15 protein-coding genes and 1 CRISPR repeat array are annotated in these 12,689 nt (G+C 68.6%); all 15 genes read left to right on the top strand.

Annotated elements, in window-relative coordinates; genetic code table 11:
• Nucleotides 1-16 precede the first annotated feature (16 nt).
• The 15 genes from ACFYVL_RS17195 to casA all read left to right on the top strand — a co-directional run bounded on the left by ACFYVL_RS17195 (nucleotide 17) and on the right by casA (nucleotide 12,672).
• Nucleotides 17-454, top strand: coding sequence for a hypothetical protein (locus ACFYVL_RS17195; protein WP_389245456.1), 438 nt, complete (start codon nucleotides 17-19; stop codon nucleotides 452-454).
• 30 nt (nucleotides 455-484) lie between these two features.
• Nucleotides 485-895: a hypothetical protein gene (locus tag ACFYVL_RS17200; protein WP_389245457.1), complete on the top strand. Its 411-nt coding sequence runs from the start codon at nucleotides 485-487 to the stop codon at nucleotides 893-895.
• Nucleotides 892-1,389 carry a hypothetical protein gene (locus ACFYVL_RS17205; protein WP_389245459.1) on the top strand — a complete coding sequence of 166 codons (498 nt, stop codon included), beginning with the start codon at nucleotides 892-894 and terminating at the stop codon, nucleotides 1,387-1,389. Before ACFYVL_RS17200 ends, ACFYVL_RS17205 begins: the two co-directional genes overlap by 4 nt.
• A gap of 25 nt (nucleotides 1,390-1,414) precedes the next feature.
• Nucleotides 1,415-1,873 (top strand): hypothetical protein, encoded by a 459-nt coding sequence (locus ACFYVL_RS17210; RefSeq protein ID WP_389245461.1) that lies wholly within the window; start codon nucleotides 1,415-1,417, stop codon nucleotides 1,871-1,873.
• A complete protein-coding gene (locus ACFYVL_RS17215; protein ID WP_389245463.1) occupies nucleotides 1,870-2,052 on the top strand; it encodes a hypothetical protein in 183 nt (60 codons plus the stop codon). Before ACFYVL_RS17210 ends, ACFYVL_RS17215 begins: the two co-directional genes overlap by 4 nt.
• A gap of 83 nt (nucleotides 2,053-2,135) precedes the next feature.
• Complete coding sequence (locus ACFYVL_RS17220; protein WP_389245465.1) at nucleotides 2,136-2,444, top strand: hypothetical protein; 309 nt, start codon at nucleotides 2,136-2,138, stop codon at nucleotides 2,442-2,444.
• Nucleotides 2,445-2,506: 62 nt separating this feature from the next.
• Complete coding sequence (locus tag ACFYVL_RS17225; RefSeq protein WP_389245466.1) at nucleotides 2,507-2,812, top strand: hypothetical protein; 306 nt, start codon at nucleotides 2,507-2,509, stop codon at nucleotides 2,810-2,812.
• Nucleotides 2,813-2,886: 74 nt separating this feature from the next.
• Nucleotides 2,887-3,213 (top strand): hypothetical protein, encoded by a 327-nt coding sequence (locus ACFYVL_RS17230; RefSeq protein WP_389245468.1) that lies wholly within the window; start codon nucleotides 2,887-2,889, stop codon nucleotides 3,211-3,213.
• A gap of 2 nt (nucleotides 3,214-3,215) precedes the next feature.
• Nucleotides 3,216-3,650: a hypothetical protein gene (locus tag ACFYVL_RS17235; RefSeq protein WP_389245470.1), complete on the top strand. Its 435-nt coding sequence runs from the start codon at nucleotides 3,216-3,218 to the stop codon at nucleotides 3,648-3,650.
• Nucleotides 3,647-3,862 carry a hypothetical protein gene (locus tag ACFYVL_RS17240; RefSeq protein ID WP_389245472.1) on the top strand — a complete coding sequence of 72 codons (216 nt, stop codon included), beginning with the start codon at nucleotides 3,647-3,649 and terminating at the stop codon, nucleotides 3,860-3,862. Before ACFYVL_RS17235 ends, ACFYVL_RS17240 begins: the two co-directional genes overlap by 4 nt.
• Nucleotides 3,859-4,863 (top strand): DUF3560 domain-containing protein, encoded by a 1,005-nt coding sequence (locus ACFYVL_RS17245; protein ID WP_389245474.1) that lies wholly within the window; start codon nucleotides 3,859-3,861, stop codon nucleotides 4,861-4,863. Before ACFYVL_RS17240 ends, ACFYVL_RS17245 begins: the two co-directional genes overlap by 4 nt.
• A 109-nt stretch (nucleotides 4,864-4,972) precedes the next feature.
• Entirely contained in the window at nucleotides 4,973-5,476 is a 504-nt protein-coding gene (locus tag ACFYVL_RS17250; RefSeq protein WP_389245475.1) for a hypothetical protein, read from the top strand.
• A gap of 19 nt (nucleotides 5,477-5,495) precedes the next feature.
• Nucleotides 5,496-6,092: a hypothetical protein gene (locus ACFYVL_RS17255; protein WP_389245477.1), complete on the top strand. Its 597-nt coding sequence runs from the start codon at nucleotides 5,496-5,498 to the stop codon at nucleotides 6,090-6,092.
• Nucleotides 6,093-6,517: 425 nt separating this feature from the next.
• Nucleotides 6,518-7,400: a CRISPR direct-repeat array (repeat unit 29 nt; unit sequence CGGAACACCCCCACGCCGGTGGGGAGGAC).
• A 112-nt stretch (nucleotides 7,401-7,512) separates the two neighbouring features.
• Nucleotides 7,513-10,416 carry a CRISPR-associated helicase Cas3' gene (gene cas3 / locus ACFYVL_RS17260; protein WP_389245478.1) on the top strand — a complete coding sequence of 968 codons (2,904 nt, stop codon included), beginning with the start codon at nucleotides 7,513-7,515 and terminating at the stop codon, nucleotides 10,414-10,416.
• A gap of 669 nt (nucleotides 10,417-11,085) precedes the next feature.
• Nucleotides 11,086-12,672, top strand: a complete 1,587-nt coding sequence (casA, locus tag ACFYVL_RS17265) for a type I-E CRISPR-associated protein Cse1/CasA (protein WP_389245480.1) — start codon at nucleotides 11,086-11,088, stop codon at nucleotides 12,670-12,672.
• Nucleotides 12,673-12,689 lie beyond the last annotated feature (17 nt).

Genomic DNA, 12,689 nt, shown 5'->3' on the forward strand with positions numbered 1-12,689 from the left:
CCTCTTGGAGAAGGACATGACCCACCAGCACCGCACCGGAAAGCCGGGCGGCACCCCGCCCTTCATTGCCGCCGGACCCGCACGGCTCATCGAGGCGGACCTAACGGACGCGCTCGCCAGAGGATTCGGCTGCACCGTCTCCCACCGCGCAGGCCGGGTAACCCTCGTCGCCGATCTGCGTCACTGCCGCATCCGCACTCAGCGGCTGGCAACGGGACGATGGGCACTGATCTCCATCGCCACCTCCCCCACTCCGTGGGCACCGGAAAGCCTCACCCTCGTACTGCGCCCCGTCGTCAGCTCCCTGGCCTCACTCCTCCTGGACGTGCACGTACGGCTCACCACCGCGATGGCCGACGAGGACACCCTTATCCGCTACGGCTCGGACGCCGGGCGCCGGCCGGGCTCGGACGACGACTTCGAAGTGATCGTCTTCGGCACCCTGCACGGCTAGAAATAGGCCGCAACAATTTTGGAGTAGGTCATGGATTTCTCTACCGCAGCGGCAGCCTTGCGTGCCGCATACGGGCCCGACGAGGAGGAGGGCGCCGCCGCGTACGGCGATGTTCTCGCCGCGCTCGGAGCCGCAGGCGTCCACCCGTACGTCGAGACGCGCGGCGGGCTGGCCGTCTGCGCTCTCGCCGAGGACGGCACGGCGTTCGTCGTCGCCTCCAACGGGCCGCTGCCCTACAGCCGCTCCCCCCTGCCGGGCTGGCACATCTCCCACGTCCCGGAAGACGAGGTGCGACCGCCGTGGCGGTGCATCGTCCTGGACACCCTGCCCGCGGATGTGTGCTGCGACCCGCCGGGCACCCTCGACCTGACGCTGGTCACCGAAGCGGTCCGCGCCCATGCAGCCCGCTGCCCGAACAGCCCGGGGGCGAGCCCCCGGTGAACCTCAGCGAAGACGACCGGCAGATGGCGGTCCGCGACTTCTTCACCCCGGCCCGGCTGCTGGAGTTCATCACCCTCTGGGACACCGGCGACACCCTCGCCCTGCATCCGGCGGCCACCACGGCCGCCCGGCTGGAGGGGCAGCCGGATGCCGGCCGCGTCGCCCGGTTCACGCCGGGCCCGGACGGTTTCCAGTACTCAATCGATGCCGACCTGGGGCGACGCCACGGGTACCTGACGTGGCCGGAGGTGGCCCGCCGGATCCGCGAACGCCTCACTCCGGTGCGCTACGGGGCGCTGCACCAGGCCGTCACCGCCGAGCAGGCGCACGACGCCGCGTACCTCCCCTGCCCCCTGCCCTACCGCACCCCCGAGCTGTGGAGAGACCGGTTCTACCGGCAGTGGTCCGCGCACCGTGCCGTGCTTTCGCTGCGCTCGTCGAGCGCCCTGGACGCGATCCTCCCCGCCGCCGCCGAGCGCCCCGCCCTCTTCTGACACCCGCACTTCCTGGAGTCCTGCCGTGATAGCTGCCACCAAGTCCGCCGCATGGATGAGCGACGCCCCGTGCGTCGGCGTCCGCGCCTACATCCCCGACGCCTCCCTGATGCGGGAGGCGGAGAAGCTGCACCAGGCCGCAGATCCCCTGATGCGCCGATGCGTCGAACTGTGCCCGGTCCTGGAGCAGTGCCACGACCGCGTGCGCCCGGCCGAGAGCCGCTTCGACGGCGTGTGCGCCGCCCGCCTGTGGGTGGACGGGCGCGCCGTCAAGACCGCCAAGGGCGCCCCGCCGCTCCCGAAGCTGCCTTCGCGGGCGGGGTCGTGCGGCTCCAGTTCCGGGGTCGCTGGACACCACCGGCAGGGCGAACCCCTGTGCGCGGCATGCCAGGAAACGGCACAGCGCGCCGCCGTACGCAAAGCCGGCGCGGCGACGATCCGCACCCGCAAGCAGCGGCGCAAGCCCTTGGCGCTGGCGTCATGACCGACCCGAGGATGGCGCTGATCGCGGCGCTCCGCGACGAGTTGCCGGACATGTCGTGGGGCAGCTGCGTCCACCTTGCCGACGCCTTGGCCGCGCGGCTCGCCACAGACGGGATCGCCCTGGTCGCTATTCCGGATCAGCCACCCCCGCAAAGCTCTGACCTGCACAAACGTGATTGACACCCCCTCCGTTAATAGTAGAATTTAGCTATAAGGGGGAGGGAAAAGAACTCGCCCAACCATCCGACTGACTGGAGGAACTCGTGGGAGCCATCGAATTCACCGAGAAGGGCTCGGGCCCGGACTTGCAGACCGCTTTCCACAACGCCGTGGAGGACTCCGCGCACCAGAACGGGCACGGCGGCTACACGGGCTCCCTCGCAGAGAAGGACTCCGTGACCCTCATCGACTCGACCATCCGCCCCCTGAAGGAAGCCGAACAGCTCGCCAACCAGCTGATACGCCATTTCGACCCGCGCATCAACGACAAGTGGGGTCCTGCCGGAGCCCTGGAGTACACGACCGACGAAGACACCCGCAGCTGGATCTTCTTCGGCTTCGCCTCCTACTAGCACCCGGCCCGAGGGGCGCACCGGACACGTGCGCCCCACACCAGCACCCGCAAAGGACATCCGTGGGAACCACGAAGTTCTTCACCGTCGGCGACGGCCCCGACCTGCCGTCCGCTTTCACCACCGCCCGCGACCTCGCCGCCCAGCGCCGTTGGCGCCGCGCCCCGGGCCGTCTCGCCACCAAGTCCGAAGCCGTCCTCATCGAACCCGAGGTCCGCACCTATACGGCGGCCCTGCGGCGCGCCGAGGAACTGCTGAACGCCTTCGACCCCCGCATCGAGGACAAGTGGGGGCCCGCAGGAGCCCTGGAGTACACGGCCGAAGGCACCACACGGTCCTGGCTGTTCTTCGGCTACGCCCCCAACTGACAAGGCCGCCGCACTCTCCCAGTGCGGGACCGGCCTTCGCACCTCTTGGAAACCACGGAAGGACCGGCACCACCATGCCGCACAATCGCCTGCCGCTGCTCGCAGTCGGCGACGTCATCACCGACCTCAACCTGAACTCCTCACAGGTCGCACGCGCCACCAGCGCCATGGAGCAGATCGTCCGCCAGGCCTACCGGCGCCGGCGGGGAAGCAAGCTGCGCCTGCACTACGAGGAGTTCGCCGACCAGGTACCCGAGTGCCACTGGGTGCTCCTGTTCGAGGCGTGCGCGCTCATCCACCTCGGACGCCACCGCCAGGCGAGCACGCTCCTGGCCGCCCAGCGGCACATCGAGGCAACACGCCGCCACACCTCTTCCGCAACCGTCAGCAAGGACAACTGAGCATGTTCAAGAAGACGTTCGCCCTGAGCAACACCCAGCAACAGCACCTTGTTGCCCGCCTCATCGGCCGGGCGGTCGCCGCCCGGGACGGGGACCACCTCGCCGTCGTCGAGAACACGGGTCAGCTGTTCTTCCTGTGGCGGGGCACCGCTCCCGACGCCCGCGCCCAGGTGCTGCTGTCCTCGGCCTGGCAGGCCCGCACTGCTGGCTGGCACATGATGCGCGACAACCGGGAGCGATTCGCCGCCGAACTGAGCAACTACGCCGCCCAGTGGGTGTACGAGAACTACGGCGACGAGGACGGATTCGCCGCGACCCCGCACGTCTCTTCCCTGGCTGCCGCGCTGGCCCGCGACTACGACGACATCACCGTGTCGTGGGCGACCGCGATCACCCTGACCGCCTGGGCGCAGCGCGCCGCCGGGAGGCAGCGGTGAGGGTCGGCATGTTCGTGTGGCTGTGCCAGGACGACGGCGGCCACCTGGCCGACGCCCAGGGTACGCCCGTCCGGTTCGAGATCGGTGAAGTGCACACCACCGCGTCCGGCACCTTCTACCTGCTGTCGACCCCGCACCCCGTCGCGCAGGACATCTTCGGCGGCTGGCACACCGGCCAGCGCCTCACCCTCACCAAAGGACCCGTTTCATGAGCATCACGATCACCCACACCCGCGCCGAGGGAACCCTCGTCAACGGCACCGGTAAGGGCGACGGCACCGATGCCGCCCTGAGCCGCCGCAAGGGCGGACTGGGCTTCAAGTGGTCGGGAATGCTGGGCTGCTGGTACCTGCCGCGCAGCCGTGACCACCGCGCGGACACCTACACCATCAACCAGCTCGCCCAGCGGCTGCGCGACATGGGCTTTACGGTGACCGTCACCATCGACGAGGATCAGCGGCGCACCTTCGCCGAGGCGGAAGCCGACCGGGAAGAGCGGGCGGAAGCCCGCGCGGAACGCTTCGGCGAGTACGCAGGGAACGCGGCTTCACGCTCGGCCTCGCTGTCCGACACCGCCCACCGCATGGGTGATGCGATCCCGTTCGGGCAGCCCATCCTGGTCGGGCACCACTCGGAGGGGCGGGACCGCCGCTACCGGGAGCGCATGGACAACACGATGCGCAAGAGCCTCGCCGAGAGCGACCGCGCCTCGCACTGGGCGGGCCGGGAGCAGGCGGCGGCCAGCTACAAGGAGTTCCGCAACAACCCGCCGCGCACGCTGCGCCGGATCGCCAAGCTCGAAGCGCAGCTGCGCCGGGTGGAAAAGTGGCAGAAGGGGCAGTCCGCGGGCGGATACCCCCGGAACATCGAGAACCCGGCCGTGGTCGCGGAGCTGGCCCGTGAGCACCTGGAGGTGAGCGACGAGATCGCCCACTGGAAGGACGTCATCAAGCAGGCCGAGGCGGACGGGTTCAAGGTGTGGTCGCAGCCCGACTTCACGAAGGGGGACTTCGTGCGGTGCCGGGGCCGCTGGTACGAGGTGATGCGCGTGAACGCGAAGTCGCTTTCGGTGCCGCACGTCTTCACCGGCCAGCGACTGATACGGGCCGCCGACTCGGAGCGCGGCATCACGACGACGCTGCCGTACGACGACTTGTCGGGCAGGCGGTCGGCTGCGGAGATGACGAAGATCCTCGCCGAAGCAGCTCAGTAGCCCACTAGCCCAACTTTCCCGATGGGGTTCCCCACCCCTCATTCATAGTAGAAATAAGATACGGGGAGGGGGTACGGGCCGCCCCCTCCCCACCAAGGAGACAACCGGCATGACCACCGCCCTCATCGCCCCGCCCCCGGGCTCACCGAGCCGCTACCTGACGGGCCTCGCCCCGACCCCTCGCAACGTGATCAGCGCGGTGCGCGCGTTCACCCACATCGACCAGACCGGCTGGGCGGGGCGTGGCGGCTACCCCGGCAGCGACGTGCTGTGGGACGTCACATGCATGATCGACGGCTGGCAGGGGCTTCGCTTCTACTCCCACCTGCGCCGCAACAAGCCCCTCATGCGCCACCCCGGCTGCGCCCCCCTGGACCAGCACGCCCGCGCCCTCGCGGCCCTGGCGGCCTACACGACGGGGGTGTGCACATGCCGCACCACCCATCCCACCACCGTGCGGGACGTCATGGCGGCCTTCGACGCCATCGACCGGATCAGGCGACTGGGCCCGCCGGACGCGCTCGACCGGGCCCTCGGGCGGCTCCTCGACCCGTGCCCGGCGGGCACCGTTCGCGCGCAGGCTGTTGCCGACTTCGCCTCCCTCTCCCACTGATCCCGAAGGAGGTTTGATCATGTCGCGCAACAGCGCGCACACGCGGGACAGGCTGCCCCGGCTCGGAGTGTGGCGGATCATCTTCCAGGACCCGCGCGAGGACCGCGGATCGTGGACGTATGCAATACCGGCCCGCGCCGCCCGCACCGAAGCCCTGGCCCGGAAGGCGGCGAAGACCCTGCACGCGCAGGCCCGTGCGCGTGCAGCCGACCGGGCCCAGTGGTCGGGGCTTGCGATCGGGGAAGTGGCGCTCGTGCCGGCCGCGCTCTCGGCGGACAGGGCGGCAGCGTGGGCTGCACTCGTCGACTGCGGGGCCCTGCACCCGGTGCTCGGGTGGCGGTCGGCACACGCGGCACGCCAGTTCCGGGACGAGGGGTGGCGTGAGGATGTGCGGTCCCTCCACGAGCAGTACCGGGAGCAGACGACGGGCTGCGGTGTCTCGCTCGCCGACATCCTCCAGGACCTGGCAGGCACCGATGCGGCATTGGACGTGAAGCCGTACCGGGACGTCGCCGGGCGGGTGGACTGGGATGCGGTGCGCGCCGACATTCGGCACGGCGCGATGAGCACTCTGAGGCAGACGCCGTACGGGCTGATCTGGATCAACGACGGCTAGGAAAGACCACCCTGCACCTTCCGGCCCGGCCAGTCTGTGCTCCCCCAGGTAGTTCCGATCTAGATACTGACGGACTCCGGGCGGCAAGGTGGGCGCGACCAGAGTCTCAGATTGCTGGCCGTAAGTGCTCAACGAACTCGGCCCAGGAGGTGCACGCAGACAAAAATAGGTCTCCTGCGGAGCTCTTCCTGGGCCGGGACGCAACTGCCCCACGCCGGCGGAGGGACGCCGAGGGCAACGCACGTGACTGGCTGATCGACAGAACACCCCCACACTGGTGGCGAGAAAATCGCGACCTGCTCCGGCTTTACCGAAGGCACCGGTGGGGAGAACGCCGTAGCTAGCAGGGCGCGGATGATGTCGAGCGGATCACCCGACGCTGGTGAAAAAGTCGCGGGCGTACTCGGAGGTCCACTCGGCGAAGGCGGAACGCCCCCATGCTGGTGGGGAGGACTGGCGGCATACCCGGCCGCAGTAGATCGCGGGCGGAACACCCCCACGCCGGTGGGGAGGACTTCGCGCAGGGCGGTTGACATGCAACACTCTCCGGAACACCCCCACGCCGGTGGGGAGGACGGCCCGGTCGCCGTCGTGGGCGTGGCAGGCGGCGGAACACCCCCACGCCGGTGGGGAGGACTTCGACGCGTTCGAGATCCTTACCCCGCAGCGCGGAACACCCCCACGCCGGTGGGGAGGACCTGGTCACCGTGTGGCGGGTCCTCGGTGACGGCGGAACACCCCCACGCCGGTGGGGAGGACCTGGCGATGGCAGCTCAGCCGGTGTCCCACCTCGGAACACCCCCACGCCGGTGGGGAGGACGGCCGCGCGGTGCTGAGAGACGCTGTGCTCGCCGGAACACCCCCACGCCGGTGGGGAGGACGACCGGGGCCCAGCCCGCAGGGTCGGGCGGACAGGAACACCCCCACGCCGGTGGGGAGGACTTCCTGCGGATTTCCTCGGGGGAGGCGTTCGGCGGAACACCCCCACGCCGGTGGGGAGGACGGGCAGGTCCTCGCCCAGGCTGACGCTGATGTCGGAACACCCCCACGCCGGTGGGGAGGACTGGTGGTCGCTGGACGCCCTCCCCGCCCTCGCCGGAACACCCCCACGCCGGTGGGGAGGACAGGCTGTTGCTGGATTAATTTAAGTGCGCTAGCGGAACACCCCCACGCCGGTGGGGAGGACCACTCCCGCATCTTGCCGCCGGTCTTGGTGGTCGGAACACCCCCACGCCGGTGGGGAGGACCAGGTCTTCCTCGTGGCCGGCCTTCTTCTCGGCGGAACACCCCCACGCCGGTGGGGAGGACACTGCCTGACCTGCAACGCAGCGACCCCTTTGCCATCGCTTTGCTTTGACTGCGAGGCGGACGGACGCTGCTGGCCCAGCCTACAGACCCATCGATTGTCAGTGGCGTCTGCTTGGCTGACCGCTGGCACAACGACGTCGCCCGTGGGGAGCAGCAGATGATGCGCAGGCCGCCGCAGGAGGTCGATGAATCGGCGTGGGGCAAGAGTTGGGGGTTGGAGTTTCCGTATCCGTTGGTGCGGCACCTTCTTGATGCGGCCGCGATGGCGTTGCATCTGTGGGACTCCTTTCTCTCGGACAATCAGCGGCGGTCGATCGCGGAGGGTTTGGGGCTGGAGGAGGACCCGCTGGGTGCCCGTGCTCTTGTGGGTCTGTGTGCGGGACTGCACGACATCGGGAAGCTCTCTGGGTTCCAGCTGTGCGATGCCCGTGGCCGGGAGCAGTTGAGCGCACGGTTGAGCGGGGATCTGGGAAAGATCGGTGTGGAGCGGGCGTCACATGGTGTGGCGGGTATGGAGGCCGCCCCGGCGGTGCTTGAGGCTCTTGGGTTCGGCAGCGACGTTGACGGTGCGGTCCGTCGGGTAGCGGAGATCATCGGTGGGCACCACGGGCAGTTCCACCGGCGGCCTGAACGGTCGTGGTTCGCGGCACGCAGACTCCTCGGTGGTCAGACGTGGGAAAAGGAGCGGGCGGCGCACGCCGGTGCCGTGTTCGACGTGCTCGGCAGGCCGCCATGTCCTGGGCAGTTCAAGGCGCCGACGGCGGTGCTGGTGACGGGTGTGGTGATCCTGGCGGACTGGCTGGTCAGCCAGCAGGACTTCGTACGGGGGCAGCAGCGGCATCACACCACTTCGCTGGCGTGGCACTTCACCGCAGCCTGCGCCAAGGCGCCCGTGCTGGCGCAGCAGGCGGGCCTGGTGTCGGTTGCGTTGGAGCGCAAGCAGTTCAGGGAGGCGTACGACATCGACGGAGCGCCCAATGCCTTGCAGCGTTCCCTCGCCGGTGAGCTCGCCGATGCGGTCGGGGTGGAGGGCCGGGAGGGGCAGGGTGCGGGGATCCTGGTGGTCACGGCGGCGCCGGGGGACGGGAAGAGCGAAGCGGCGCTGGAGGCCGAGCGTGTGTTCTCCGAGGCTTTCGGGACGCGGGGCTTTGCCTTTCTGCTGCCGACGATGGCGACGAGTGATCAGATGCACAGCCGTGTGGCGGGTGCACTGGCCCGGCAGGGCGGAGTGGGGGCCGGCCTGACGTTGACGCACAGCATGGCGTGGCTGAGCAGCGCCTACTCCGACACTTCGCTGGCCCGGGGACAGAGCGTGCTGGTCTGCGAGGGCGAGGAGCCGAGCAGCGGTGCGGTGGATCGGTTGCGGGCGGCGATGCGGCCGAAGCAGTGGCTGCACGGCGGGAAGCGGCCGCTGCTGGCGCAGTACACGGTGGGCACGATCGATCAGGCGTTGATGGCAGTGCTGCCGGTGCGACACAACGCGCTGCGGCTGCTGGCCCTGTCGGGCAAGACGTTCATCGTGGACGAGGCGCACGCGTACGACCCGTACATGCAGGTGCTGTTGGGCCGGCTGCTGAACTGGCTCGGGGCGTACGGGGTGCCGGTGATCCTGCTCTCGGCGACGCTTCCCGCTTCGGTCAGTGACCGGCTGGTCAAGGAGTATCTGCAGGGTGCCGGGCACTCACTGCGTGACCTCAAGAAGCGGTCGTTCACGGTGCCCTACCCGGGGTGGCTCTACGTCGACGGGGCGAACGCCCACGAGACGTCCACTTCCGGGAGCGAGCAGCGGCAACAGGCCGCGGAACGCCGAATGGACCTGCGGGTCGAGGTGGAGCACGTCACCCAGAGCACAACAGGCGCGGAGCGAGAACGGCTTGCCGTCATCTCCCGTCACCTGGAGCCGGTCGTCGGCGGTGAGGGGGGCTGCGCCCTGGTGGTGTGCAACACGGTGGGTGATGCCCAGGACACCTACGCCTGGCTGCGGAAGCAGTTCACCGGCCGGGGACTCGGGAAAGATGACATCCAGTTGCTGCACGCCCGGTTTCCCGGCGACGTGCGCGAGAAGCGGACCCGGTCGGTGACGGATGGAATGGGCCGCTCCGGGCCGCGCCCGGTGCGGCGGATCATCGTGGCCACCCAGGTGGTGGAGCAGTCCCTCGACCTCGATGCGGATGTCGTCATCAGCGATCTCGCCCCGCTGGCCCTGCTGTTGCAGCGTGCCGGGCGGTGCTGGCGCCACGAGACGTGGTGGGCCCGGCAGGGTCGCCCCGGCGGCAGGGAGCGTCCCGCCTGGGCGCAGGCCACGGGGGCACGGCTGGTGGTACTGGACCCGCTGGCGGCCGGAGGGGTGCCGAAGCAGTGGGGGGAGGTGTATCCGGAGATCCTGCTGCTGGACACCTCCCGGGTGCTGGCCGACCGCGGGGGCAAACCGATCGTTGTTCCCGACGAGGTCCAGAACCTCGTGGAGGAAGTGCACGGGGATCGCCCCGGCCGCTTCAACTGGGAGACCGAGGAGCCCCGGCGGGCTGCCGCGAAAATCGCACACCACGGGCAGAAGAACGCGCAGGAGAGCGTCGCGCGGGTTATCGCCGTCCCCCGGGCAAGGACCATCACCGGATTGCACAACATGCATCATCTGCAGGGGCGTGAGGAGGAGTGGGAGGCCAGGACCCGGCTCGCTGCGGACTCGGTACGCCTGCTGTGCGTCTACCGGCAGCCCGACGGAGCCCTCACCCTCGATCCGGCCGGCGGGCGGGCAATGCCTGGCCAGTCCAAGGCCGAGGCGTTGACGATCGCCGATGTGCGTGCCGTGATGGACGCCACGATCCCCGTAAGGGCGGACTGGTTCCAGGGCGAGCGCGAGGCACATCAGCCGCCCCCGGGCTGGACCGAACATCCGATGCTCGGCGACCTCGTCGTCCTGGAGTTTCCAGCACGAGGGGGCACGGCGCAGCCCGTCACCGTCAAGGGCAAACAGCTCTTCCTGGACACCGAGTTGGGCCTCACCGTTGGCTAGGGCAAGGTCCAACCCGGCGCTCCCCCACGTCGGTGGGGAGTACCTGTGCTAGCTGAATTCAGCTGGCGCCTTCACGTGAATCACCCTCACTTCAGTGAGGACAGTTTCCCGGCTGCATCATCGCCAACTCCTAGGCGATACGACGGAGCGCATTCACCACGCCAGCCAGCAGCGCCCCACACGTGGCCACGAGAAGCGGGTCTGGCTTCACGAGCAGGATGGAAATTACCACTACAAGCACGAAAATCGCAGCCTGCACCGGGAACGGCCGACGCCGGTTCGAATTCGCCTCATTCGAACGCAAGTTCATCATTCTCCTTTTTGTTGCAGAGCAACAGTACGCGGATCTTCACCCGCCCAACCGCCTGCGGAGTTGGGAGAGTAGGGCATGACAACAGAAATTTCAAACCACCTTGGCAACATGACCTGTAGCAAGATGAATCACACCTAGCGCCTTCACTCTTCTAGGAGAAGAGCAACCGCTCGCCACACCTTCGAGCGGAAGTTGAATCCCAGCTCGGCGCCTTCACGCTTCTTGAGACACGGGAGCCCACGACTAGTACTTTCACTCCTTGGGACGCACCCCGGGCGCAACGGCCACCCCTCAATCCCTCCATCAACGGGAGCACCTCGCGCGGCCCCCATCTCGAAGTCACGAACGGAGGACTAATGGAAGAGATTTTCGATTTACGTGACAGTCCTTGGATCCCTGTCAAGATCGCAGGAATCCCCCAATTCATTGGGTTGCGAGAAATGTTTCACCGCGCCCATGAAATTGATGATCTTGAGTTGCCGGTTCCGCCTGCCGCGTCCGGACTGATGCGGATCCTGGCGGCCATCACCGCTCGGATAGTGAGCATTTCTGGAATAGCCCTCGACGACGCACATCTCGCCGAGGAACCCGAGAAGTGGATCGAATTCAGGAACCGCTTTCTGAGGGAGGGGAGATTTTCTCCGGATTCAGTAGAAACCTACTTCAATAATTACGTTCCCAAAGGTCGCTTTGATCTTTTCGATCCTGAACGCCCGTTCCTTCAGGATCCGCGACTGCGCACGGAGTGTGTGGACGCCAGGGGGGTGCCGAATCCGTCCGGGGTGAACAAGGTGGTTCTCGGGCGCCCTACCGGGGTCAACGGGGCTGTGATGTTCGGGCACTTCACCGATGCTGACCCGGTTCCGGTCCCGGCGGGCGAGGCGGTCTGGTGGCTGATCGCGCAGCTGTACTACGGGCCCTCGGGGCAGTGCACTCCGCGCCGCATCACTGATCACAAGCCCGGCAATGGTGATGCGGGCCCTCTGCGCAAGAGCGTGTCCTTCCACCCGTGGGGGCCTGACCTGTTCCACACACTGGTCCTGTCCGTGCCGGCTCCCGTCGATGTCGACGATCCCGATGTCGCAGATCTCTGTCCGTGGGAACGCGACCGGCTTCCCTCGCCGCTCGCGCCGCTGGACCCGGTCACCTGGCCCGGGGGGCTGCTGACCGGGCGGGCCCGCCACGCGGTGCTGCTGGAGCCCTCCGCTGACGGCACCGAGGTAGTGGACGCGTATGTCACCTGGTCCACGCACGAGCCCGCGCCCACTGTTGCTGACCCCTATGTGGTGCTCGACATGCCCCGTTCCGGCGACGGCGGTCCTTTCGCGCGGCCCGCGGACGGGCACCGGGCGATCTGGCGGGACCTGGACGCGCTGCTCCTGAAGGGCAACGGGCAGTCCCAACGCCCGGCCATCCTGGAGGACTTGCCACGAGAGCTCCGCTCCCAGCTGCGTGTCCGGGCCTACGGCTTCGACCAGGACGGGCAGCAGCGCGACAACGGGTGGTACGAGGCGAGCACTCCCCCGGTCCTCGCCTGGCAGGAAGAGGCGGGCGAGGAAGCCGCGGCGATGGCATCGCACATCGGACGCTGCCACGAGGCGGCCGAGGAGGTCGGGGAGCGTCTCTCCTTCGCGGCCCGTCTCGCCTGGAAGCTGACCACCGACGCCGGAGCCGACCCCACAGCGAAGATCAAACTCGACAGGAAGAAACCGGGCCCGTGGGAAGCAAAGGCGCTGGCCCGGTACTGGCCCGCCGCCGAGCACGTGTTCTGGCAACTGGCCACCCCGGAACACTGCGACAAGCCCGCACACCGGCCGTTCGTGGAGGCCGCGCTGGACGCACTCGACGACACGCTGGGCGCGGCACGCGCCGACATCCGGGCCGCCCGCGCCCGCAGCAGGGCCCGCTCCACACTCCGCGCCCTGCTCGCTTCTCGCGACTAACCCATCCCCTCTGCTTC

The organism is Streptomyces sp. NPDC004111, assembly GCF_042874215.1.
Lineage (GTDB): Bacteria > Actinomycetota > Actinomycetes > Streptomycetales > Streptomycetaceae > Streptomyces.

What these genes read in the sequence shown, in the direction of transcription:
- ACFYVL_RS17195 (WP_389245456.1), top strand. Translation starts at nt 17, where the DNA reads ATGACCCACCAGCACCGCACCGGAAAGCCGGGCGGCACCCCGCCCTTC.
- ACFYVL_RS17200 (WP_389245457.1), top strand. Translation starts at nt 485, where the DNA reads ATGGATTTCTCTACCGCAGCGGCAGCCTTGCGTGCCGCATACGGGCCC.
- ACFYVL_RS17215 (WP_389245463.1), top strand. Translation starts at nt 1,870, where the DNA reads ATGACCGACCCGAGGATGGCGCTGATCGCGGCGCTCCGCGACGAGTTG.
- ACFYVL_RS17230 (WP_389245468.1), top strand. Translation starts at nt 2,887, where the DNA reads ATGCCGCACAATCGCCTGCCGCTGCTCGCAGTCGGCGACGTCATCACC.
- ACFYVL_RS17235 (WP_389245470.1), top strand. Translation starts at nt 3,216, where the DNA reads ATGTTCAAGAAGACGTTCGCCCTGAGCAACACCCAGCAACAGCACCTT.
- ACFYVL_RS17245 (WP_389245474.1), top strand. Translation starts at nt 3,859, where the DNA reads ATGAGCATCACGATCACCCACACCCGCGCCGAGGGAACCCTCGTCAAC.
- ACFYVL_RS17250 (WP_389245475.1), top strand. Translation starts at nt 4,973, where the DNA reads ATGACCACCGCCCTCATCGCCCCGCCCCCGGGCTCACCGAGCCGCTAC.
- ACFYVL_RS17255 (WP_389245477.1), top strand. Translation starts at nt 5,496, where the DNA reads ATGTCGCGCAACAGCGCGCACACGCGGGACAGGCTGCCCCGGCTCGGA.
- casA (WP_389245480.1), top strand. Translation starts at nt 11,086, where the DNA reads ATGGAAGAGATTTTCGATTTACGTGACAGTCCTTGGATCCCTGTCAAG.